The sequence below is a fragment of the Cohnella abietis genome (genome assembly GCF_004295585.1).
In the GTDB taxonomy this organism is placed as follows: domain Bacteria; phylum Bacillota; class Bacilli; order Paenibacillales; family Paenibacillaceae; genus Cohnella; species Cohnella abietis.
Map to the genome: position 1 here is coordinate 2,439,283 of NZ_AP019400.1, position 25,329 is coordinate 2,464,611.

At 45.0% G+C, this 25,329-nt stretch carries 18 protein-coding genes; 15 read left to right on the top strand and 3 right to left on the bottom strand.

Annotated features, from left to right (window positions below):
* Positions 1 to 175: 175 nt before the first annotated feature.
* Both KCTCHS21_RS10340 and KCTCHS21_RS10345 read right to left on the bottom strand, forming a co-directional pair.
* Positions 176 to 1,285 carry a glycosyltransferase family 2 protein gene (locus tag KCTCHS21_RS10340; RefSeq protein WP_232058154.1) on the bottom strand — a complete coding sequence of 370 codons (1,110 nt, stop codon included), beginning with the start codon at positions 1,283 to 1,285 and terminating at the stop codon, positions 176 to 178.
* The gene (locus tag KCTCHS21_RS10345) at positions 1,282 to 2,397 is read right to left on the bottom strand and encodes a glycosyltransferase (RefSeq protein WP_232058155.1); all 1,116 of its coding nucleotides are present in this window, start codon (positions 2,395 to 2,397) and stop codon (positions 1,282 to 1,284) included. Before KCTCHS21_RS10345 ends, KCTCHS21_RS10340 begins: the two co-directional genes overlap by 4 nt.
* A 762-nt stretch (positions 2,398 to 3,159) precedes the next feature.
* Here KCTCHS21_RS10345 and KCTCHS21_RS31685 point away from each other — a divergent pair.
* The gene (locus KCTCHS21_RS31685; RefSeq protein ID WP_232058156.1) at positions 3,160 to 4,161 is read left to right on the top strand and encodes an alpha-helical endospore appendage domain-containing protein; all 1,002 of its coding nucleotides are present in this window, start codon (positions 3,160 to 3,162) and stop codon (positions 4,159 to 4,161) included.
* 318 nt (positions 4,162 to 4,479) lie between these two features.
* On the opposite strand, the gene KCTCHS21_RS10355 is transcribed toward KCTCHS21_RS31685, so the two are convergent.
* The gene (locus KCTCHS21_RS10355) at positions 4,480 to 5,904 is read right to left on the bottom strand and encodes a glycosyltransferase (protein ID WP_130607416.1); all 1,425 of its coding nucleotides are present in this window, start codon (positions 5,902 to 5,904) and stop codon (positions 4,480 to 4,482) included.
* Between the two features lie 233 nt (positions 5,905 to 6,137).
* Here KCTCHS21_RS10355 and rfbH point away from each other — a divergent pair, with 233 nt between their 5' ends.
* From rfbH to KCTCHS21_RS10425, 14 genes are all read left to right on the top strand, one after another.
* On the top strand, positions 6,138 to 7,463 hold the full coding sequence (gene rfbH, locus KCTCHS21_RS10360) for a lipopolysaccharide biosynthesis protein RfbH (RefSeq protein ID WP_130607418.1): 1,326 nt from the start codon (positions 6,138 to 6,140) through the stop codon (positions 7,461 to 7,463).
* Positions 7,460 to 8,239: a glucose-1-phosphate cytidylyltransferase gene (rfbF, locus tag KCTCHS21_RS10365; protein WP_130607420.1), complete on the top strand. Its 780-nt coding sequence runs from the start codon at positions 7,460 to 7,462 to the stop codon at positions 8,237 to 8,239. The genes rfbH and rfbF overlap by 4 nt, the downstream gene beginning before the upstream one ends.
* A 6-nt stretch (positions 8,240 to 8,245) precedes the next feature.
* On the top strand, positions 8,246 to 9,346 hold the full coding sequence (gene rfbG / locus KCTCHS21_RS10370; RefSeq protein ID WP_130607422.1) for a CDP-glucose 4,6-dehydratase: 1,101 nt from the start codon (positions 8,246 to 8,248) through the stop codon (positions 9,344 to 9,346).
* A gap of 17 nt (positions 9,347 to 9,363) precedes the next feature.
* A complete protein-coding gene (locus KCTCHS21_RS10375) occupies positions 9,364 to 11,154 on the top strand; it encodes a thiamine pyrophosphate-binding protein (protein WP_130607424.1) in 1,791 nt (596 codons plus the stop codon).
* On the top strand, positions 11,151 to 12,305 hold the full coding sequence (locus tag KCTCHS21_RS10380) for a glycosyltransferase family 2 protein (protein ID WP_130607426.1): 1,155 nt from the start codon (positions 11,151 to 11,153) through the stop codon (positions 12,303 to 12,305). Before KCTCHS21_RS10375 ends, KCTCHS21_RS10380 begins: the two co-directional genes overlap by 4 nt.
* Positions 12,302 to 13,390: a glycosyltransferase family 2 protein gene (locus tag KCTCHS21_RS10385; RefSeq protein WP_130607428.1), complete on the top strand. Its 1,089-nt coding sequence runs from the start codon at positions 12,302 to 12,304 to the stop codon at positions 13,388 to 13,390. The genes KCTCHS21_RS10380 and KCTCHS21_RS10385 overlap by 4 nt, the downstream gene beginning before the upstream one ends.
* A gap of 367 nt (positions 13,391 to 13,757) precedes the next feature.
* Complete coding sequence (locus KCTCHS21_RS10390) at positions 13,758 to 16,079, top strand: AraC family transcriptional regulator (RefSeq protein WP_162309306.1); 2,322 nt, start codon at positions 13,758 to 13,760, stop codon at positions 16,077 to 16,079.
* A 187-nt stretch (positions 16,080 to 16,266) separates the two neighbouring features.
* A complete protein-coding gene (locus KCTCHS21_RS10395) occupies positions 16,267 to 17,244 on the top strand; it encodes an ABC transporter permease (protein ID WP_331872071.1) in 978 nt (325 codons plus the stop codon).
* A 33-nt stretch (positions 17,245 to 17,277) separates the two neighbouring features.
* On the top strand, positions 17,278 to 18,165 hold the full coding sequence (locus KCTCHS21_RS10400; protein WP_130607432.1) for a carbohydrate ABC transporter permease: 888 nt from the start codon (positions 17,278 to 17,280) through the stop codon (positions 18,163 to 18,165).
* A gap of 78 nt (positions 18,166 to 18,243) precedes the next feature.
* The gene (locus tag KCTCHS21_RS10405; protein ID WP_197726518.1) at positions 18,244 to 19,800 is read left to right on the top strand and encodes an ABC transporter substrate-binding protein; all 1,557 of its coding nucleotides are present in this window, start codon (positions 18,244 to 18,246) and stop codon (positions 19,798 to 19,800) included.
* Positions 19,801 to 19,925: 125 nt separating this feature from the next.
* Positions 19,926 to 20,813, top strand: coding sequence for an aldo/keto reductase (locus KCTCHS21_RS10410; protein WP_232058157.1), 888 nt, complete (start codon positions 19,926 to 19,928; stop codon positions 20,811 to 20,813).
* Positions 20,814 to 20,854: 41 nt separating this feature from the next.
* The gene (locus tag KCTCHS21_RS10415) at positions 20,855 to 22,441 is read left to right on the top strand and encodes a glycoside hydrolase family 43 protein (protein WP_130607436.1); all 1,587 of its coding nucleotides are present in this window, start codon (positions 20,855 to 20,857) and stop codon (positions 22,439 to 22,441) included.
* A gap of 55 nt (positions 22,442 to 22,496) precedes the next feature.
* Complete coding sequence (locus tag KCTCHS21_RS10420; protein ID WP_130607438.1) at positions 22,497 to 23,375, top strand: amidohydrolase family protein; 879 nt, start codon at positions 22,497 to 22,499, stop codon at positions 23,373 to 23,375.
* Positions 23,376 to 23,380: 5 nt separating this feature from the next.
* A complete protein-coding gene (locus tag KCTCHS21_RS10425; protein WP_130607440.1) occupies positions 23,381 to 25,321 on the top strand; it encodes a DUF8034 domain-containing protein in 1,941 nt (646 codons plus the stop codon).
* Positions 25,322 to 25,329: the final 8 nt, after the last annotated feature.

Genomic DNA, 25,329 nt, shown 5'->3' on the forward strand with positions numbered 1-25,329 from the left:
AAAACATGTGCCACGTCTGACAAAGCCTATGAACAGAAAGGCAATCTTGACCTCTTGCGGTCACCTCCTTGGTAGGATGTGATCGTTTATCGAAACCATGCTCTTACACTTCAAGGCACATGTAAAGACTATGAGAGATATGATTAATTATGACGTATATCATGTAAGGCTTGACTCACAAGGATAGGCTTGCGGATAAAGTCATTTCTATTATCTTTTGTCCAAAATACTTTCGGTTATTTTGAATGCCAGGATGTTCGGGGTTATGGAAAGAGGCCATTTCATTGTGCAGCTGAGCTTTCGCCCATTGTCCCATCTGATCGTAGCAAATACTTAATTGTGCATGGGGGATCCATGTCCAATAGTCACTAACAATCGGGCCCAGATATTGATCGGGCCGGCCAAGCCGAGTGGCGGTGTTATACCAGTAAATAGCTTGTTCCAGTCGGTTAGATTCCAGAAATATCAATCCCAGACGACAGCACATTTCTGCTCTCGGGGTACCGTACTTAAGGGAGAGGAGCAAGGCTCTTACGGATTCCGCCTCTAGATTTAACTTGCTATAGCAGTCCGCCATGCCCATGCAGGCGTGGAAACAATCCTCTATCCATCCTTGCTTCGTCGCAAGGAACTGCTCGTAGGTCGCAGCGGCCTCCTCAGGGAAATCGTGATCTCTTAGCTCATTGGCATAATAGTACAAGTCTCGTGGACTGAATGTCAGATTCGCTTGCTTTCGTTGACGGAAAATACGCAAATTGCGGTCAGTATGCATCTCTTTCTTGTGGTGAGTGATAGCGATATCACTTTGGAGGATTGTACCACTGACGATAAGGACTTCATGTACCGCTCCTTCCCAGCGGAATTGGCAATCCCGCCGGACAAGCCTGTTACGGCGTAGGCTGAATCCGGGCTTGCCCTTATTGTCAAGAGTAAGATGATAAGGCATCATGACACTATCCGTACCTTTATTCAATTGCTGCTTGAGGGTTATGAATTTCAGACGATCCTTTTCTTCCAATATATCGTCAGCGTCGAGCCACAGAATATAGTCTTCCGTTGCTTGTGCAAAGGCGAAATTACGTGCCGCAGCGAAGTCGTCGATCCAAGGGAAATCATAAATGCGCTGTGTGAATTTTTCAGCAATCTGCTTTGTTTTGTCTGTAGAGCCCGTATCAATGATGTTGATCTCATCCACGATTCCCTGAACCGAAGACAAGCAACGCTCCAACGTTTCTTGCTCATCCTTGACAATCATGCACAAGCTGATCCTGAGCAAGTCGTTCACCCTTTCTTCTCCAATTGCTTCAAAGGCATCGTTAAGCTATCCAGAGCTTCTTGGGCATGGGTGTAGTTAGGGTAGAGACTAAGAGCTTCTTTATAAGCATTTATCGCTAGCTCTGTTTTTCCCAGCTTCTCTAAGCAGCCCCCTTTGTAGTACCAGGCATGAAAGCTACCCGAGCCTCTAAGGGTCAAATGATTGATGTTGTCTTCTCCCATGAGAAGGCATTGCTCGAATACATCGAGCGCCAGTGTATATAGCTTACTAATGTATAAGGCTACTCCTTTGAAGAAATACAAATCTACATAATCGGGATATAACTTTATCGCTTTATCGATGGCGGAGGGGATACCTTCAACACTTCCGACCGAAATGAGGCAAGAATATTTCAATTTGTACAGGAGTGAGGGTGGCAATTTGTCGTTCTTCAGGAAGCGGGCGATGGACAAATTAACGAATTCGTACGCTTGTTCGAATTTGCCGAGTCGATAATATTCACTGGCTAGATGATATTCCGTCCACGGGTTGTTGTTCTCCACAGTTAGCTCATGCAGCAGCATAACTAGGTTTCGTTCATTTTTTTTCTTTGCTGTGGTGTACTCTTGGAGGTAGCCATAGTGATGGATGGTTAGTCCATCATGCAGCTTGATCCTACTGAGAGCATGATCATTGATGAATACCTCTTCAACGTTCAATGTTTCATGTATATGGTATAGGAAACGTAAGCCGATCCGGTTGCGGAACAACCGGGTGTGGGCGATATGAAACGTCTCGTTCGGGTTAGTTTCTTCACCGATGTAATTGATCAGATGAACGTTTAACACGGAATCGGTTTCTGCGGCCAATTGTTCTTTCCAGTCTGCTGCCGCTGAACCATCCAGCACTTCATCTGCGTCCATCCATAGAATCCAGTCTCCGGTCGCCTGATCAAGACTATAATTCCGCGCATCGGCAAAATTATTGTTCCATTCGAACGTATATACTTGGGCTCCTGCCGCTTGGCACAGTTCAATTGTCCGATCAGTCGATCCTGTATCGACGACGATCAATTCATCCGCGAACGGTTTCACGCTTGTCAGACAGCGTTCAATGTTCGCCTCCTCATTTTTGACAATCATGCAGAGGGAAAGGGTTGGCAATAGAAACATCTCCTTTTATGTAGGGGCTGGGAACGGGTTATCATTGCCATATTTATACGGAAAAGGCTGTAATTATGAGCGGTTTGTGGAATAAACCTGAATGGAGCAAAGACCGGGAACCTATGCAGAAGAAACAGCGTGCCGGGTGCCCGGGGGTACTGGAAAGGTCATCTAAAAACAAGGTGCTTATCCTCATTTTTTGAGGATGGGTATCTTGTTTTTTGTTTATGAGGAATTAAAGCATAAATATTGCCTTTACGGCTGCTAGCTCCAATCAACGCGACTAATGGCGAGAGGTTACTGGGGTAATGGGAGGTTATAGTTGCATTTTGCGACGATGGCGGGAGGTTACTGGGGAAAGGGGAATTATAGTAGCAATTTGCGACGATGGCGAGAGGGTGGTGGGGAAATGGGAGGTTAAAGTTGCATTTTGCGACGATGGCGAAGGGTTGGTGGGGAAATGAGGGATTATAGTTGCATTTTGCAACGATGGCGGGAGGTTGGTGGGGAAAAGGGAGGTTATAGTTGCATTTTGCGACGATGGCGGGAGGTTGGCAGGGGAAAGGGGAATTATAGTAGCAATTTGCGACGATGGCGAGAGGGTGGTGGGGAAATGTGAGGTTAAAGTGTGTTCGAGGAAGTTCTTATGGAGGGATAGTGCGGACATGATTTCTTTCATGCATCCTGTGCATAAGAATAGATTAATGAATTTTGTCATTCAGAGATGTTGTTTAGAAGTTCATGCCACATCAACTAACGAAGGAGTGTGAAAGTACATTGTCACAAGCGAGTATTCCTAATATTACGCCCAGTATTACTATAACAAGAGATGACACTCTGAACCTGCTGCTTGCATCCATCGCATTGGAGGAGCTGGGACTCAGTCATATCATCAACGCTGAAGCCGAGAAAATTCAGTTCGCAATCGGCACGTTGCCGGGGCTGAGTACACCAGTCACAATCAGTGATTTGCTAACGGTTAACGAGAGTGTTCGTGCTACGCTGCAGGATACGATAAAGACGGAAATGCTTCTCCAATCTAAACTGGAGAAGGTCTTGGAGTTTAGCTCTATAGCGGGGTCTACTGGCACCGGAGCTACCGGAGCTACAGGAGCGACTGGAGCAACAGGGCCAGCAGGATCAGGAACTGGGACCACCGGAGCAACCGGAGCGACAGGTACAGCGGGGATAACAGGAACGACCGGAGCGACAGGAGCAACAGGGCCAGCAGGCACGGGAACAGGAACCACCGGAGCAACAGGAGCGACGGGAGCGACTGGGACAGCAGGAATAACAGGGGCCACCGGGGTTACAGGTGGCACATTTACCTCCAACAACATCAAAGTAGGTAGCTTTACTCAACAAACCATTACACCAGGATCGTCTTATGTGTTCGATACGACAATAAACTTAAACGGAACGGGAATATCCTTCACACCTGGATCTCCAGATATTAGTTTGAGTCCGAACAGTATATATTGGATAGCCAGCTATCTGGAAGGATTTCAGCTCCCGACTGGAGGGATTGCTTTTGCGCTTCGCTTGAACGGTGTTCCACTTTTTGGAAGCCATGTCGGCAACGGAGGCTCCGTAGGTGTCGATACGCAGCTGTCCGGCGCATTCATACTGAACACTGGGCCCGGCGCTAACATACTGCAGATGTTTAATGATCAAGCCACGAATACGACGACAGCTAGCAACGGGACAATCGGCGCTTCACTGACGATTATGCAAATTGGTTAGAGCAGCATAAAGTAAAGGCCTATACCAAAAATCTCCTCACGCATAGTATGTACCAAACGTCTGTGAGGAGGGAATTCCATGTGCAAACATATTCATATTATTATACGGTGTGAGAATTCAAGGAGGTGCACTCCTGTACATCCAAGGAAAAAGTGCGCTGTCAAGAAGTGTTGCCCACATCGAAGAAGACATAGCCATTGCCGATGTAGAGAACACTATTAAGAAATCGACACGAAGAAGAGGCATAGACAAGAATCTATGCTCTTTCTTCGTGTCTTTTTTGCTAGCTTTGCCTTGCAGCAAGGCAGACAAATTAAGCTAGGCTTGAAGCTGTCGAATGGAAACGATGATAGCTAGAGCTTCATCATAATAAGGTTCATCTTGATAAAGCTCGGAATAGATTTCCTCGAATCGATCCGTATCTGCAATCATTTTCGTCGTAATTATTTCTCTGAACCATGGAATGGCGTAGCCGAAGAGCGTCTGTTTCTTTTCTCGATTAATGTCGTCCTGTGACAATCCTCTGCCTACGAAATGCTGCAGGATCGACTGGTAGCTCCGAAAGATGATCTCGGCAAAATTGTATTCATCCGAAGAAAGACCAGCGTAAGTAAACATGCCGCAATTCATAACGCAGAATCGTGGATTATTTTCCAGAATCGCATATTGCAGATAGAGCTGATTAAAAGAGGAGTGAAGGAATAGTGCGGGCTCCTCAAGCTTCACTAGATCCTCGCGTCGTAGAACAATCGATGTAATAAAGGTGGCATAAATGGATGTTGCATTAAGATAAGCACTCATCCCCTCGCCGGTCCAAATTCTCCCGTCGCCGTTTCTTACGAAGATTTGAACGATTCCGCAATCACCATGGCTGTGAAGAACATGCAACAGTGGCAGTATTGTGCCGTCTACGTAGAAATCATCATCACCCTGCAATTTGACAAATTTACCTTGTGCCAGATTCATAACTTGGAATATATTGCGATCCGCACCGATGTTCTCTTCGTTACGCACAACTCTCATATTCGAATAAAGAGAAGCATATCGATTGGCTATTTCAGCAGTTGCATCGTTAGAAGCGTTATCGGACACGATGACCTCAATTAATTCGTTGTTCCCGATTTGCGAATAGATCGATTGCAGACATTGCTCAAGATGGGGCGCGCGATTATACGTCGGAATGCATATAGATAGAAGGGGATGCTGACGGCGTACGGCGAGAAGCGTATTCGCGTGCATACTTCCAGAAACAGCGATCCATTTGCTTGAAGACACATCGAAGATTTCAACAATTGCAGCTGGATTTCCGGCTACTACGCAATAGTCAGGAACATTGCTTACAACAACGCTATTCGGTCTGACGACGCTGCCGGTGCCAATGCGTACATCACCTGACAGGGTGGCATTCGCGCCGATCCAAGCGCCTTCACCAATATGGATCTGCTTGTTAACCTCGTCATGAATGTGGACATGGGGACCTATAAGCACGTTACGGCCCAATTTAACACTGTTATTGGCGGTAATCGTGAGCCCAGGATTAATCTGGCAGCCGTCCCCTAGAAGGATTGCAGTAGACTTGTTGTCGCTCTCTATAACATTTATCGAATAAGGAGCGCGTATAAATATGCCATGACCGATTGCTATCCGCTCAGGGTGATCGAAGGTACCACCGCTTTGAATATAGGTATGGCTCCCGAATTGCTGAAACCGAGCGGCTAGTTCAGGCGTGATGTACGTTGTCATTTGGCGCCTCCCTTGAATGCTATTGATGATTAGTAAATCCCCTCTTACGGCTTTATTTCCCTATATAAATCATATAGGGTGCAATCATAAATATGTTCATTCAGCTTTTGATCTCAATAAATAGGTTAAATATTTGCAGTGATAGGCATATACCAGAAGAAGAGTTTATTGCTATTTGCGAAAAATAAGATTTTATCCAATAAATTTTGTAAGTGTAGGAGGATTCATCAAAGATGGATTTGTCGGATCAAAGTCTTAGGAAGCAAATTTTGGAGCTATCAGCCGCATACCACGCAAAGAAGTGGCCGCAAAAGGCATTTCGACCAGGTGAAGATTATATTCCTGTTAGCGGAAAGGTGTTCGATCAAGATGAGGTAACATCCTTGGTTGATGCTTCCCTTGATTTTTGCTTGACTACAGACCGTTATGCCCGACAGTTCGAGCGTGAATTTGCTAAGTTCATGAATTGCAGGTTTGCACTCCTAACAAACTCAGGCTCCAGTGCCAACTTGTTGGCCTTAGCTACACTTACCTCTCCGCAGCTTGGGGAGCGCAGGCTCCGTCCAGGTGATGAAGTTATAACGGTTGCTGCCGGGTTTCCCACAACGGTAAATCCCATTATTCAATACGGGCTGGTCCCCGTTTTTTTGGATGTGGATATTCCTACTTACAATTTGGATACCACGTTGTTGGAAGCAGCAATCAGTAGCAAAACCAAGGCAATTGTCATCGCACATACACTTGGTAATTCATTTCGAGTCGATGAGGTCAAACGGATTGCGGATCAGCATGGCTTGTGGCTCATAGAAGATACGTGTGATGCAGTAGGTACGATGTTTCAAGGAAAGAGGGTAGGATCATTCGGGGATTTAGCGACAGTTAGCTTCTATCCAGCGCATCACCTTACGATGGGAGAGGGAGGGGCGGTACTGACCTCTTCACCAAAGCTGAAGAAAATTGTAGAATCGTTCCGGGATTGGGGAAGAGATTGCTGGTGTGATCCCGGTAAAGATAACACCTGCGGTAAAAGATTTCAGTGGCAGCTCGGGGAGCTTCCTTGCGGCTATGATCATAAATATACGTACAGCCATATTGGTTACAACTTGAAGGTTACGGACATGCAGGCGGCCATCGGTGTCGCTCAGTTGAAGAAGCTAGATGGGTTCATCGCCCAGAGAAAGCAAAATTTCAGCTTTCTTAAAGCGGCGTTGAAGCCACTGGAGGATGTGCTCATTCTCCCCGAAGCGACCGAGGGAAGCGATCCAAGCTGGTTTGGATTTCCAATTACTCTACGTGAAGAATCGCCTTTATCACGTAATGAGCTTGTGCAAGCATTGGAAAAGCATCGTATTGGTACTCGGCTGTTATTCGCTGGAAACCTCCTTCGTCAGCCTGCTTATCAAGATATTAACTGCCGTATCGTCGGTGAGCTGCATAATACAGAGCGGATTATGAAGATGACCTTCTGGATTGGTGTGTATCCGGGGCTTACTCAGGAAATGCTGCAGCACGTCGTGAATGTTTTTCATACGCTTCTGAAAGGGAGTTCTTCATCATGAAGGTAGTCATCTTTGCCGGAGGCTTCGGAACGAGGATCAGCGAAGAAACACATTTGAAACCTAAGCCAATGATCGAAATTGGAGATAAACCGATTCTATGGCATGTCATGGATATTTATTCAAAATACGGATTTCGTGAGTTTATTATTTGTCTGGGATATAAAGCAAATGTGATTAAAGAATACTTCGCCCATTATTATTTATATGGTTCAGATGTGACCTTCGATTTCGGCAGTAAAACAAACGAGATCACCGTTCATAACCGATATATCGATCCCTGGAAAGTAACATTAGTGGACACAGGGCTAGACACGATGACAGGTGGAAGATTGAAGCGAGTCCAGAAATATGTGGGTAAGGAGCCGTTTATGCTTACTTATGGGGACGGCCTTTCTGATTTGGATATTCGAAAGCTGGTGGAATTTCATAAATCGCATGGAAAGTTGGCGACGGTGACCGCGACACAGCCTCTTGGGCGGTTCGGAGCCTTACAGGTTACAACCGAGGGACAGGTGCTAGGATTCGTAGAAAAACCTCAGGGTGACGGCGGATGGGTAAATGGTGGTTTTTTTGTCTTGCAGCCAGATGTATTTGACTATATTGATGGTGATGCAACGGTATGGGAAAAAGAACCGCTTGAGTCTCTAGCGAAAGCTGCACAATTGATGGCTTACCATCACACAGGCTTTTGGCATCCGATGGATACCCTTCGTGACAAAAACTATTTGGAGGAGCTGTGGAAAACGGGCAAAGCCTCCTGGAAAAGGAATGGATGAGAAGTGATGCCTAACAATGGTTTCTGGTCGAAAAAAAAGGTGCTGCTTACAGGGCATACAGGCTTTAAGGGAAGCTGGCTCAGTTTATGGCTTCAAGTGATGGGAGCTAACGTGACTGGCTACGCACTACAGCCTGCAAGTGCTCCGAGTCTATATGCCTTGAGCGGCCTTGAGCATTCTATTCGATCCGTTATAGCTGATATTCGAGATCGGGAATCTTTACTTCGAACGATACAAGATACGCAGCCCGACGTCATTATCCATATGGCCGCTCAACCGCTTGTTAGATATTCTTATTTGAATCCGGTTGAAACCTTTGAAGTGAACGTTCTTGGAACCGTTAATCTGCTCGATGCTGTTCGAACGGCCGTAGCTGAAGGAGTACACATACAAGCGGTGCTTAATATCACAACGGACAAATGCTACGAAAATCAGGAATGGACATGGGGCTACCGTGAAAATGATAGACTTGGCGGTTTTGATCCTTATTCGAATAGTAAAGCTTGTGCGGAGCTTGCCACTTCTATGTTCCGAGATAGTTATTTCAACCCCAAGGACTATGCTTCTCACGGACTCAGCATTGCGACAGCAAGAGCGGGTAACGTGATCGGTGGGGGAGACTGGTCGGAGGATCGAATTATTCCCGACTGTATAAGAGCATTAATGGAGGGAAATAAGCTTCCCATACGCAATCCAGTTGCGACACGTCCCTGGCAGCATGTACTTGAACCGTTGCAAGGGTATTTGTTGTTGGTTGAGCAGATGGTGGAGCGCGGAACTAAATTCGGGGAAGCGTGGAATTTTGGACCTAATGACGATGGTGTGAAAAGTGTGGAGTGGCTCGTTAAGAAGATAGGCACACTCTGGGGAGTAAATGATTTCTATGAATTGGCAGAAGGGAGCAATCCTCACGAAGCTACTAATCTCAGCCTTGATAGCTCGAAGGCAAGGCGAGCATTGGGCTGGCAGCCGATATGGAGTGTGGAGAGGGCGCTGGAGAAAACAGTGGAGTGGTTCCAAGCCTATCAACAGCAATCCGATATGAAGGCTGTATGCTTAGAACAATTGGAAGCATACACACTCGCAGGGGCTCATAAGGACAAATAGTAGTGGAGGGGATTAGCGTGAAGTTATCCGACTATGTGATCGATTTCATAAGCAAACAAGGCGTTGCGCATATATTCGAGCTGACTGGCGGAGCTATCGTTCACTTGCTGGACTCCACCTATGACAGGAAGGATATGAACTGCGTCTCAGTTCATCACGAACAATCTGCAGCTTTCGCTGCGGAAGGATACAGTCGGATTAACGGTAAGCTTGGAGTTGCCATGGGTACCAGTGGCCCGGGAGCACTTAATATGCTGACGGGTATCGGCAGCTGCTATTTCGATTCGGTTCCTTGTCTGTTCATTACGGGGCAGGTGAATACGTATGAATATAAATTTGATCAACCCGTTCGGCAAATTGGTTTTCAGGAGACCGATATCGTTAGCATCGCGAAACCGATTGTGAAGTTTGCCGAAATGATTACAGATGCGCAACAAATCCGCTATTCCATGGAAAAAGCAGTATTTGTTGCTCAGCATGGACGTCCGGGCCCAGTTTTACTCGATATCCCTATGAATATACAGCGTGCTCAGATTGAACCGGATGCATTAGAAAGCTTCTTCGATAGCGAGGAATTCTATGGGTATACGAATTTTAAGCAGCCTTGTCCTTCTGGAGACATAGAGCAAACCATTCAATTGCTCCAAAATGCTGAACGCCCCATCATTCTCGTCGGTGGCGGTGTCCGGGCTGCGGATGCTGTCAAAGAGCTACGAGAGCTCATCGATTTTAGCCATATACCAGTTGTCAGCTCATTAATGGGCCTCGATGCCTTGCCTGCGACGCATCCAATGAGCACGGGCCTTATCGGATCTTATGGAAATCGCTACAGTAATCTGGCTTTGGCGAACTGCGATTTTTTGCTTATCTTGGGATCACGACTCGATACTCGTCAGACGGGAACTAGGCCGGAAACCTTTGCTAGAGCAGCGAAGAAAGTTCATGTGGATGTCGAGGATGTTGAACGGCATGGAAAGGTTCGAGCGGATCTAACCATACATGTAGATGTTAAGCAATTCCTCAAAGACATAAATACGGCTTTGTCCGGAATCGTCCTTTCGGATTACTCTCCATGGCATGAAGCTATTCTGCGCTATAAGGAGAAATACCCGAGCGGGGGAATGCTTTCCCAGCTTGATCAAGCTGGACCTATTAATCCGAACCGGTTTATGGAGCTGTTATCCTCACGCAGCAGTGAAGGCGACATTATTGTGCTTGATGTAGGCCAGCATCAAATGTGGGCAAGCCAGTCCTTTCATTTGCTTGAAGGACAACGTCTCTTGAATGCAGGTGGCATGGGAGCTATGGGGTTTGCTCTTCCTGCCGCGATTGGAGCAGCGTTGATGGCTCCGCATCGTCAGATCATTGTAATTGCTGGCGATGGTGGTATGCAGGTGAACATACAGGAGCTTCATACGATTGCCCACCATGGGCTGCCGATTAAGGTTTTTGTCATGAATAATCATAATTTGGGCATGGTACGGCAGTTTCAGGATATGTATTTTGACGGTCGTCAGCAATCTACTGTTCATGGTTATGGCTGTCCTGACTTGGTGAAGGTAGCGAATGCTTATGGGATCCCTGCTTTAAGGATTGAAACCATTGAAGAAGCCGTAGCTAAAATAGACATCGCTTTGCAAACCAAAGGGTGCTTCCTAGTGGAAATCAATTTAGAAACTCAGACGACAGTGAATCCCAAGCTGGTTGTCAATCGGCCTATTGAAGACATGTCGCCATTCCTAGAACGGGAACAACTAACTGCCGAGATGCTCATAGAGCCGCTTGGAGATGAAGAGGTGATCAAATGACCACTAGCATTGTGATCTTGACACATAATCAACTGCCTTTAACTTACAAGTGCTTGCAAAGCATTCGGCAGCATACTGAGGATTATGAGCTCATTGTTGTTGATAATGGCTCGACAGATAACACACTTGCCTACTTAAGACAGCAACCGGATGTGATTCTTATAGAAAATGAAAAAAATCTAGGTTTTGCCAAAGGGTGTAATCAAGGAATTGAACTGTCAAAGGGAGAGAATGTTCTCTTCTTAAATAATGACACAGTTGTAACGGAGTATTGGTTGGAAAATTTGCTGCGTGTTTTGTACGAGAATGAAAGAGTTGGGATGGTAGGCCCTGTTACGAACAACTCAAGCGGTCATCAAATTATTCCAGTTACCTACAGCGATCTCAGCGGACTAGATGCGTTTGCACAGCTCCATTGTGAGGAAAATGCTGGCTGTTATACAGAAGTACGTCGTTTGATCGGCTTCTGCTTGTTAGCTAAAAGAAGCGTTCTCGACGAGATAGGTGGCTTTGACGAGCTGTACGGTCTGGGGAATTTTGAAGACGACGATCTCTGTTTACGAGCTTTGCGAGCGGGATACTCTTTAAGAGTAGTTAACGATTCCTTTATCCACCATGTTGGCCATGCGACTATGCTTCATCTACAGGATGCGGATTTAACGACACTGTTGAAGGTAAATCGCGAGAAAGCAGCGGCGAAGTGGGGGAATGACATCCATCATCTCTTGTATAAACCAGAGATTACGGTCAGCTTATGCATGATCACTAGGGATGCCGAGCAAACTTTGAGGCAATCGCTAGATTCCATAATGGATGATGTAGATGAAATTGTTATTGTTGATATGGGGTCTTCTGATAAGACGGTTGAGATTGCTCATTACTACACTCCGTTTGTGCATAGCCTTGTCGGGAACAGCCACGACATTCGTCCGTACCGGCATGCATTCGAGATGGCAACAAAAGAGTATGTGATTTGGTTAAAGCAAGATGAGGCTGCGGATACCGAAAGCCTTAGAAAGCTGTCTGGTCTTAAGTTTTCAATGGATGGCAGCCAAGATATTGCGACTCTGTCAGACAAGGGTTTAGCAATATTCAGAAGAGCAGCTGGGCTTCGGCTGCCGGACGAATGGAGAGAGGGAGCTGAGCTATGATAACGATCAGCTTGTGCATGATTGTCAAGAATGAAGAGGAAGGACTGGCGAAATGCTTGTCTTCTGTGAAAGGAATTGCCGATGAAATCGTAATTGTGGATACCGGATCAACCGACCGTACGAAGGAAATTGCGGCACAATTTACGGACCGAATTTTCGATTTCGAGTGGATTAATGATTTCTCAGCGGCTCGAAATTATTCCTTCAGCAAGGCAACCAAAAAATATATATTATGGTTAGATGCGGACGATCAGATTCAAGAGAAAGATCGACTGCTATTTATTAAACTGAAAAAAAAACTTACCTTGGACGTTGATAGTGTGACAATGAGTTATAATCTCGCTTTCGACGAGTCAGGGAATGTGACTTCCAGTCTGCGGCGAAACCGCTTAGTCCGCAGAGATCGCAGCTTTCAATGGATTGGCCCTGTTCATGAATATTTAGCTGTATGGGGAAATATACAGAACAGTGATGTAAGCATTACGCATGGTAAAAACAAAGCGTACACAGACCGCAATTTACAAATTTACTTAAAACGAGAGCAGGCTGGTGAACAATTCACGCCAAGGGATTTATATTATTTTGCTAATGAGCTCCGTGATCATGCTCAGTATAGAAAGGCCATTCTCTATTACGAAATGTTTCTGAAGGGAAAGCAGGGGTGGATTGAAGACAATATACAGGCTTGCACGAAAATGGCTGACTGCTTCGGAAAACTGGGTGATAAGGAAAAGTATTTCGAATCGATGTGTATGACACTTTCCTATGATAAACCACGAGCGGAGGTTTGCTACGCCATTGGTATTCATTTTCTAGAAGATAATAAATACGATATCGCGATATTTTGGTTTACGGCAGCGGTCGACTGCGGGATTGACAAGAATAACATGGCGATGGTAAATCCGGCTCATTCCACCTGGCTGCCTCACTTGCAGCTGTGCCTTTGCTATGATCGTTTAGGTCAATTGGAGAAAGCAAATGAGCATAACGAGAAAGCCTTAGCCTATCACCCAACGCATCCTAGCATGCTTTATAACCAAAAATATTTTCAAAATATGTTTAAGGATCGCATCAAGGAGGGGTAGGCATTCAACAAGCTGAGCCGTGATTTAATCAGGCAACTTTATTGTACTTGAACGATAAGTACAGTAAAGTTGCCATTTTACAGTGGAATATGCAATGAATATCGCTATTTACAGTTTAGTTTAATGAAATGAGCAAGTAAGATGAATGTGGATATTAATAGAATCAGAACTATCCTTCTTTACTCACTATTACTTAATCGATGAACAAGAAACGCATTAAGGCATGAGGGTCGGGAAACCGATTCCTTTTGCATTTTCTGGTTTCCGAAGGTACAACCTAGTATAATTAATTTTTCTTATTATTACTTGGCAGGTGAATTCCATGAGCACCATTAACCAAAAGAAACAGCGAAAGTTTTTGCGAAGCATGTACGCATGGATAACGCTTACAATGCTACTGGTGCTAAGCCTATTTGCTACTATAACTTATTTTAGCGCCGGGGGAGCATTATTAAATAATGAATATGCGTCGAACAAGAAAATTTTGTCCCAAGTCAAATTTAATATTGATTACATGGATGAAATGATTCGCAATTCAGTCTTATCTTTATTTTATAACCCGGATGTCCAGACAATATTGTACAACAAAAGTTTGGATCTTGGAGAAACATTAAAAGGGATTAATACCGTCAGAACCTCAATCGTCAATTCCAATCCATTTATTAATTCGATTTATTTTTACAATGACTATTCCAAATTGTATTACTCGACGGGAGATGAGCTACTCTTCCAGGACAAAAGCTTAAATGCAATGTTTGATTCCGGAAAGGTGCTCCCGATACTAAAGCCCATCCCCAGAAGAATTGAATATCCGATGGTGGGGGACAAGATAAGATATGAGAACGTCGTTACCTATTTTATGTACGAGTTTAAAGACGATAATAACTTGCCTAATGGCGCATTAATCGTTAACGCGAGTACGAATTGGATATTAAACAATATCAAAATGATTAACAATGCAGATTTAGATAAGCAAGATCAAATTATGATATTGGATGGGAATGGCGCCTTAGTCGGTGATAGCCTGGAGGAAGATTCATTTCTAACGAATCTGAAAGCAGCTTATGTGCATCAACAAGCTGGAGAAAAAGTAAAAACCGAAACGGAAGAGCAGACAGGCTATTTCACAAGCGATATTAATGGAAAGAAATATCTGATTACCTATACTTATTTAGATAATATGAATTGGACGATAGTGAAAGCACAGCTTTATCACGATGTGTTCCAGAAAATCAATTCGTTAAAATATACATACTTTCTAATCACTGCCGGATTTTTGTTAATTGCATTCATAATCTCGGTGTCTTTATCCCGCAGGTTTTATAAACCGATTGATCGATTGGTTAGACAATTCGTTGTTGTCGATCGCGATCGTGGGCTGCCGAAGGGAGAAGATGAATTCTCGTACTTAAACGATGTTTTTCAAGATGCCATCGACAAGATGAATCATTATAAACAAAGAAGCCATACGTCTCAAGAAGTCATGAGGGCCTATTTCCTAAGAAAATTGCTTGTAGATAGTTATTCGGTGTCGGCGGGTGAGTTTGCTCAAGCCCAGTCAGATTTCAGTATACGTTTAGATGCGGAGATGGGGTTCCTAATCTGTATTGTCAAGATAGATGGTTATAACCAATTTAAGGAAAAGTACAATTTAAGAGATCAGGCACTCTATTTGTATGGAATTGAAAACATGTCGTTGGAATGTATCGGAGAGACTTTCCAATGCGAAGTGGTGAAGATGAAGGATGAGTATATCGCCTTTATTATTAACACCAATTCAGACTCAGAGAATCTGCATGTACTAACGGATAGCTGGAAGAAAGCCCAGATGTATATTATGAAGTATTACCACATTTCCATTTCCGTGTGTATCAGTGACCCTATTGAGCGTTATACGGACCTTTCAGATCAGCATTACGAAACACTAAATAATTCTCTATATCGCTTAATTTACGGCCATTCCAGTATTCTGACTGGTGATCGAATCAGGAACAATGTGGATAATCCGCAGCTCGGATATTCAGCATCGCTTGAGAAGAAGCTGATTGATGCTTTGAAAAGCGGCAGCATTCCTGTTACTGAGGATACACTTTCCAGAATTTTTCGAGAAATTGCTGCTTTGAACTATAACAATGCGCTCTTATCTATTATGAGCTTGCTAAACGTGCTGAAAACGACGGTTGAGGAAATTAGTCGAGTAAAGGTGGAGCCGATCCATGTGAATTTTAATTTGATCACGAAGCGCTTGTTCGAATTGGAAACCTTAACAGAGCTTCAAGAAAAGATCATGCTGTTGTTAGTGGATATGATTTCCAAAACAGATAACATAGAGAATGAGAAGCAGTCCATTGTAGTAGAAACAATGAAAGAACTGATTGATGCGGATTATGCTAATCCGGGACTATGCCTGCAATTTGTTGCCGATAAGCTCAATGTTTCGCCTAAGTCAGCCAGCAAACTGTTTAACTCTAAGTTGAATATGTCAGTTGCTGATTATATTAATGAAGTAAGGCTTAATAAAGCGGTAGAATGGTTGGAAAGCTCCGGACTGAATATCAAGGAGATACTAGCTAAAATTGGTGTTGAAAATGAAAGTTATTTCTACAAGCTATTCAAGAAAAAACACGGAACGACTCCTAAAGAATATATGTTAAGCAAAAGTGTGAAGCAAATTCTAAACAAGAAATGATCCATTATAAGAGGAATTATTGCTGGGCGTGCACTGTACTTGCGTAAAAGTACAGTGCACGCCTTTTTGTACAGTCGAAAATGTTGTAATCGACTCCATTTACACTATATTAATATCGCCCTGTGGCAGTAAAGTTTGGTAGTGAGCAAGAGAGATCTGACAGAATGAAATAAGGGAGACATGCTTTATGGGAAATATGGCTGATCATTCCGTACTTAACATGGAAAATTCGATACGAATCAATAAAAAGAAAAACAGCGGTTTCTGGCGAGGGATCATACGTAACAAAGGCATCATTTCGTTGGCTATACCGGGGCTGCTGTTCGTTATCGTATTCTACTATTTGCCCATGTTCGGACTGGTACTCGCTTTTAAAGATCTGAATTTTACAAAAGGTATTTGGGGAAGCGATTGGGTTGGTTTTACTAACTTCAAGTTTTTCTTCACTTCGGACGCCGCGTTACAGGTAACTCGTAACACGCTCGTGTTGAATTTTTGCTTTATTACGATCACGAATATCGTAGCCGTCACCTTTGCTCTGCTGTTATTCGAACTGAGCCGCAAAGCGGTGAAATTGTATCAGACTGCCATCTTTTTTCCTTATTTCTTATCCTGGGTAACCGTTAGCTATGTCACTTATGCGTTGCTCAATCCCGAGCTGGGAGTCATCAATCACTTACTCGAGCTATTTGGCTGGGAAGGGATCAGCTGGTATTTTGAATCCAAGTATTGGCCTTCTATATTAAGCTTAGCTTTTTTATGGAAAAATGTTGGCTACTCAATGCTTATATATTATACGGGACTGTTGGCAATTGATAAAACCTTCTATGAAGCCGCAGCTATTGATGGCGCTTCTAAATGGCAACAAATTCGCAGCATATCTATTCCTTTGCTCACACCTTTAATTACATTGATTGTCCTCTTGCAGATCGGGCGCATTTTTTATTCCGATTTCGGATTGTTCTATTTCTTGCCTGCAGATTCAGGGGCATTGTATAGTACGACGGACGTCATTGATACGTATGTATTCCGTGCCTTACGTGTAACAGGTGATACCGGAATGGCCACTGCGGCAGGTCTATATCAATCCGTTGTCGGGTTTTTACTTGTTCTGACAGTTAATTTCATCGTTCGCAAGATCAACAAAGAAAATGCAATCTTCTAAATAGATTCAATAAATGAGATAGGAGGAGAAATCATGGATATACGCAGAAAACCTGTTTTATCGAAATGGCTCATTCATTTGTGGTTTATTGTATTCTCACTGTTTTGTATTATCCCATTTTTATATGTAATCTCCATTTCATTCTCGAAGGAATCGGATATCGCGATATACGGATACCAGCTCATCCCAAGAACGATCACTACGTTCGCTTACGAGTACTTGCTAGAAAGTCCTAAGGCCTTAATCAATAGTTATCTGGTATCAATTACCGTAACGGTGCTGGGCACGGCTCTTAGTCTGATCATCACGGCGAAGCTAGCTTATGTGTTGTCGCGAAAAGATTTTCACGGCTCGAAGCCTATGTCCTTCTTCGTATTCTTCACCCTGTTGTTTAGCGGAGGTTTAGTGCCCTCGTATATTCTGATCAAAAATTATATGCACATCGATGATACGATGCTTTCCTTGATTTTTCCCTATGTGATTATGCCTTGGCATGTTTTGCTAATGAAAGGTTTCTTATCGGATATTCCGTTGGCTCTAATCGAATCGGCGAAAATTGACGGGGCGGGCGAATGGAAAATCTTCTATCGCATTGTGCTACCTATTTCCAAGCCGGCGATTGCGACACTTACGCTATTTATCGCTTTCATTTACTGGAACGACTGGTACATGGCTTTACTATATATCGATAATCAGAACCTGGTTCCTTTGCAATTTATGTTGTATCGAATTATGAATAATATTCAGTTCTTATCTACATCGTTGCAAACGGGCAATATCTCCATCGATCTTAGCCAGATGCCGAATGAAACGGCGCGTATGGCCATCGCTATTCTCGCCGCAGGTCCTATATTGTTTGTATTCCCTTTCTTCCAGAAATATTTTGTCAAAGGTTTGACAGTAGGTGCCGTTAAGGGATAAAAGGCTTACATGGGGATAGTTGTAACCGGCATAGCCGATACAATATAGTTAAACACAAAAATATGGGAGGTTTTATTCGTGAACAAAAGAACCACAAAAGCTTTATCTGTCGCCTTGATAGGCATACTGTCGCTATCGATGACATTGGCGGGCTGCGGCAAGAATGAAACAGGTCCGTCCAAACCGGCTGCTACGGAAACAGCTTCAGCTACACAGACGCAAGAAGCGGCTTCACCACAAACAACCGATGTCTCCAAGTTAGACAATGTTGACTTGACCTGGTATTTTGGCGGTACTTCGCAAGCGGATGTAGGCTCAGTGGAAAAGGCAATAAATGAATATTTGAAAGACAAGCTGAATATCAATATTCATTTGAAAGCGGTTGATTGGGGAAGTCTTGGTCAAAAAATGCAATTAGCGAATGCATCCGGCGGAGGTTATGACCTTGCTTTTACTTCAAACTGGGCAAATGATTACTATCAAAATGTAAATAAGGGTGCTTTTCTTCCTTTAGACGATCTATTGAAGCAATATGCGCCTGACATTATGCAAACTTTACCTGAAGGCGGTTGGGAAGCTACCAGAGTAAATGGGGAAATATATGCCGTTCCCAACTATCAAATCTGGGCAAGAACGGATGTTGTATGGCCGATGAAAGAGCTTACTGACAAATACAGCTTGGACGTTGCCAATGTAAAGGGCTATGAAGATTTTACCTCTTTCCTGGAGAAGGTAAAGGCTGGCGAGCCTAACCTCATTCCTTTTGAGAACAGTAAAGTTGGCGAATTTGGAAATGCTGTTGTCCATTATGGTTTTGATGAATTCGTAGGCCGTAATGTTCCAGGCGTAGTTAAATTCGATGATTCCAATCTGCGTGTGCTTAACCAATTCGAATCTCCAGAATATCAATCTTTCGTAACCCTTATGAGAGATTGGAACCAAAAAGGATTTTTCAGAAAAGATGCGGCAACATTGACGGATAGCACAGCTGACCGAAAAGCGGCTAAATTGGCCGTTATGGTTGGCGGTACGGTGAAGCCTGGCGGTGACACTGAGATGAAATCCTTAACACAGAAAGATGTACTGATGGTAGGTGTATCACAACCTGTACTTACAACATCGGGAATTATTGCTACGACTACTGCGATAAGCAAATCCTCTAAAAATCCGGAAAGGGCGATGATGTTCTTAAACCTGCTCTATAAAGATAAAACACTTTTCAATTTAATTGCACACGGTATTGAAGGTAAGCATTATAAGAAAATCAACGACGAGACTGTTGAAACGATCAAAGATGGCGGCTATGATCCGGGTACGGATTGGGTGTTCGGCAATCAGTTTAACGGTTACTACCGTAATGGGCAACAGCCTGGCATTTGGGAAGAGACAATCAAGCTCAATGAGAGTGCAGCCCAATCTGTCCTTCTTGGCTTCAGCTTCGATCCAACACCGATTAAAACCGAGATCGCTCAAATCGCTACTGTGACTGCACAATATGTTCCGTTGTTAGAAACAGGCTCTGTTGACCCAGAAAAATTCCTTCCGGAATTTATAGACAAGCTGAAAAAAGCTGGTAGCGACAAAGTCATTCAGGAAGCGCAAAAGCAAATCGACGCTTGGAAAGCTACGAAATAATAACGATTTATATCATTTAAACCATGCAGGTCTGCTTATCCTGATTGGATATGCGGACCTGAGGTTCGTGTACTTAGCAATTCGGCGAATTGAAAGAGAAGGTAGGAGCGCAGATGGAATATACAATGCTCGGAAAAACGGGATTAAAGGTTTCTCAGCTTGGATTGGGCGGTGCTCCGCTTGCGGGTGATTTCGGCAAGACCGATGAAGAAGAAGTTCAGCGTTTAATTCACGAATCGATCGATTCGGGCATTAATATCATTGATACCGCCCCTTTGTATGGACGTGGTGAATCGGAACGGCGTATTGGCAAAGCACTAAAAGGCCGTAGAGAAAGTGTCGTACTAGCGTCAAAAGCAGTTCGATCCGACTTGTCCTATGATTATGCCAGCACAATTGGCTCGGTAGAAGATAGCTTGAATCGACTGCAAACGGATTGGATTGATCTTCTACAAATTCATGATGTGGAGAAGCAGCAGTATGAAGTGATTATGAATGAGACAGTTCCTGCTTTGCAAAAACTTCAGCAAGACGGGAAAATTCGATATATAGGCGTGACTACGCGGGATTTGCAACTATTAATGCGCTATATGAGGACAGCTTGTTTCGATGCTATTCAATTTTATGCTCGTTATATGCTGATTGATTATACGGCCAAGGACGAAGTGCTTCCGTTGGCAAGCAGCATGGGCATTGGCGTTATTAACGGTAGTGTACTCGGTATGGGAATTTTAGCGGACGCTCCGGCGCACTTTTTGGATCAAGAAACGTTGGATCAGGCCGAATATAGGATGGAGCAGTTGAAGTTCCTACGCAAGCAGGAATCGAAAGGATTGATCGAGCCGGGCATGAGGTTTAGCTTGGGAAATCCCGATATTCATGTGACGCTTACCGGAACATCCTCGCTTAATTCTCTGCGCAACAATCTATCTTTCTGTGACGGGAAAGGACTAGAACCCAATGATCTGCTTAAAGTCCAGGCTTTGTTTCAAGGTCAACCGTTATTTAACTGAAGCTGCATCGAGAAGCTCAATAATATGAGAGGGGTTAGAGCATGGGAGTGATTTGCAACCCGATTCTTACAGGCGATCATCCCGACCCTTCGATTGTTCGTGTTGGGACGGATTATTACATGGTAACATCGACTTTTCAATTCTTTCCTGGGGTTCTTATTCTGCATTCCAAGGACTTGGCACATTGGGAACCGATTGGACACGTTGTCACCCGCAAGAGCCAGCTCGATTTAACCGGATTACCCGATTCATTCGGTGTGTTCGCGCCGGACATTTCCTACTATGACGGAAAGTTCTGGGTGGTCGTCCCGTATTATCACGGACAACCGCGATGCACCAATTTGCTGTTTGTTGCTGACCGACCTGAAGGGCCGTACAGCGAAGCGACTGTGCTTAATCATCATTTTATCGATCCGTCTATCTTTAACGATGATGATGGGAAGCGTTATTTGGTGTTCGGAGGCGGATGGGTCCATGAACTTGCAGAGGACGCTTCAAGGCTGATTGGCGAAGCCAAGCAGGTATGGCCGGGTACCGGGGGGGCTGCCCCGGAAGCGCCCCATATAATCAAACGTAATGGATGGTATTACTTGATGTTGGCTGAAGGGGGAACCTTCTTCGAGCACAAGGAAACGCTAGCCAGAAGTTTATCCATCTGGGGACCTTACGAGCCGTGTCCACATAACCCGGTGCTAATGCAGACGAATCCTGAGATGAAGATCCAGAAAGCTGGACACGGTAAACTGGTTGAAGACGTGAATGGAGAGTGGTGGATGTTCCACTTAGGAGGGCGCCCGCTTACACCAGGAGGCTTCTGTCCACTTGGACGGGAAACCTTCCTTCAGCCAGTTCAATGGACGGATGACGATTGGTTTATGGTCGGTGAGCAGGGTGTTCCTATGAATGAGATAGAGCTGACATTAGTAGAAAACATTGATGGCATTGTGCAGGTGGTTGACGATGAGCATTTTGCCGGAACAGAGCTATCAGCAGAGTGGGAGTGGGTACGGCATCCCGTTGAAGGCGGATTCGGCTTAACGCAAGAAGGTCTGAGCATCGATTGCAAGCCTTTCATTCCCTTCGGACTTCAATCTACGCTTATTTTAACGCGTCGTTGGCGGCATTTTGGTTTTGAGGCTACAACGAAGCTGCTGTTTCATCCCAGGAGCTTAGGCGAGGAGGCGGGAATAACGCTATATCGCGATTCGGATGCTTTTCTATTTTTTTTAATTCGTAGAGGGATTGGTCAAACATCGGGACAGGCTTTTGATGTGACCAAGCTTCATGAGAATCAGGAGCATGATGGGCTGTATGTAGAGCTTAATCAGTATGTGAATGTTGGTAAAAAAATACTAGCTAGAAGCATGCTACCTATCAAACCGGGAGACCCGATATGGTTGCGTACTAGATTGGTTGAAAAGTCTCAAACGTTTACTTTTTATTACTCTCTGGACGATATCGAGTATACGAACATGGGTGTAGAGCTTCCGGCACAATTTCTGTATCCAGAAAACTATACGCGTTTTTTATGTTTTACAGCCCCGAGACTTGGAATATATGCAAAAGGCGTGTATGGGGAACCGGAAGGTTCAGCCTTGTTTCGGACATTTATTTATCGAGGTATATGATCGTATAAAAATAAATGAGCCGTAAGAAACGGACTTAGTAGAAAGCGTGGAGCCTATGTATCGGCAGAACAAAATCATTGATGCACACCAGCATTATTGGCAAATCTCTCGTGGAGATTATGGGTGGCTCACGCCTGAGCTAAAGCTGCTTTACCGTGATTACATGCCTGGAGACTTGGCATCACTATTGCACAAGCATGGTGTTACGGGCACGATTGCCGTTCAGGCGGCGTCCACTGTTGCAGAAACAGAATTTTTGTTGGCGCTGTCGGAGCGGCACAAAGAACTACTCGGTGTTGTCGGTTGGATTGATCTAGATTCGGACGATATAATGGAAACGATCCGGCGTCTAAACCGGCATTCTAAGCTCGTTGGTATTCGCCCAATGCTGCAAAAGCTGCTGGAGACTGATGGAATTCTGTCTTCCCGAGTCATCCGCCATCTACAATTACTTGCTGAAGCAGGGATATCTCTTGACGTAGTTGTGGAGTCGGAGCAGCTTCCTTGTATTGTATCTATGTTAATAAAGGTTCCAAAACTGCGAATTGTTCTGAATCACTTAGGATCGCCAGATGTGAAACGACCGGAGGCTTTTGCCGATTGGGCGGAATGCATATCTGCCATCTCTTGTCATCCTAAAGCAATGTGCAAAATCTCCGGTATGATTACGCTGGCTGACGGCTATGACCCCGCGAGGCTGAAACCGTATGTCAACCATGTACTTCATGCGTTCGGTACTCATCGTGCCATGTTTGGCAGCGACTGGCCTGTTGCCTTGCTTGCGGGCGGGTATGATGAAGTGATTCGGCTCTTCTGGAACAGCTTGCCTGAAGGCTTGAGCCAAGACGATGTCGATCGAATCACATGGCGGAATGCTGAGCATTTTTACAGAATCGAAGAGAGATTGGCTTTAATGGACAAAGGGGAGGCATGATTGGGATGGCATGGAAGAGCAGCTTAGCGGGTATCGCATCTGTTACAGCGCAGGAATCTTGGACGCCGCCGCAGTGGGCGTTGATGGAACGCCAGCTGATCGATACGTTGAACCAGGCGGCGAAGGAATTTGTGCAGAAGTACGTCCGTCCGGACGGTACACTGAACTGGCGCAGTGATTGGCCTGGGATGGACGGCTCGGATGACCCCTACGAGGGATTTATGTATTTGGCTTTGTTGTATGCGATCGGCGGAGCGGAAGAGCTGCGCGAGAAGGCGCTTCACATATGGGAAGGCATTACGTGGCAATGGACGGAATACGGGCAAATCTATCGCGATTTTGACGCCTATTACGATTGGATGCACCATGGAGAAGGATATTTGTTCTTCTATTTCCTTGGACTGGCAGATCCTTTCGATTTGAAAAGCGTCCAGCGCGCGCAACGTTTTGCCAATCTATATACAGGCGACAATCCAGAAGCGCCAAACTTTGACTCGGAGAACAAGCTGATCCGTTCCCCGATTACCGGCAGCCGGGGGCCTCGACACGAAATGTCCGAAGAGGATTGGTGCACCCACCGGGGCATTCTAGACAATTATTTGGCGCCGTTCGAAGATATCCCGGGCGTTGATTTTGCGAGCGGCACTTGTGCATGGTCGGACGATAAGGTGTATCAGGATGTCATTCGCTTAATGAACGAACGCATGGCGAAAGGGGATGTGCCGCTCAATCTGAACGCAACGAGTCTCATCAGCCATGCCTATATGTACTCTGGTGACGAAAAGCTAAAGACGTGGGTACTTAATTATGTGCAAGCGTGGGCGGATCAGGCAGCCAAGAACGGTGGGATCATCCCAGATAACATCGGTCTTTCGGGTGAGATCGGACAATATAACGATGGCAAATGGTGGGGCGGCTATTATGGTTGGCGCTGGCCGCACGGATTTTTGACGATTATTGAGCCCATTGTCAATGCTTCTATGAACGCAGTGCTGCTGAGCGGTGACTTAGACCAACTGCGGTTAGCACGTGATCAGCTCGATCGTAATTGGGCACTCGGACATGAGGACAACGGACGTTGGGTGACCCCGACTAAACATTTTGATAGCGGTTGGACGGCTTATCGCTTGCCAAGTCCCTTGTATCCGATTCAATTGTGGACGGTCTCTATGGCGGAGGAGGACGCAGCCCGTGTCGATCGGATTGACCTCATGCCCTATGACCAAGAAATTGATGTGCCCGAATATTCTGGCACTAATCCGATAACAGGAAAGCTAACCAAACATTATAACGGCAACACTGTACAATGGTTCCATTATATGCGCGGGAAAAACCCGGCGTATCCGGAACAAATTCTTGAAGCTAATTTCAAGCTGGTGTCCCGCCAATTGCAGAAAATGCGCTCAGCAGAAGGAGATCCGGAAAACTGGAAGTCGGACGGATTCAGCCTAGGCGCGTTGTCAAGCATCCACAAATGGCAGGAGATGTGTCCGGTTTATTTCGAAGGGCTGCTACAATTGACGCTCGGTGCACCGATACATACTTCGCATGGCGGTCTTCAGCACGGTCGCGTGCGCTACTTCGATGCACAGGCTGAGCGGCCGGGTTTACCGACAGGCGTAGCCGCGCTTGTCGAAGCGCTTGAGGCCGATTCCTTAACCTTGAGTCTGGTCAATATTGATTTACATGGAGAGAAGCAGGTGATTATTCAGGCGGGTACGTTCGGGGAGCATCAGTTCGAAGAAGTCACGGTTTTGAGTCAGGAAGATCAGGTGAAGGAAATCGTGCAAGCAGACGGCAAGTGGTTTCGCGTCGAGCTTCTTCCTGGTACGGGAATTCGCTTGAGTATGAAGATGAGACGTTACGTCAACAGGCCGACCTATGAAACACCTTGGGGCGATCCGAAAGATAACGTTAAATTGCTTCGCGGTCGGGAGCAAGGATGAGAATGGGG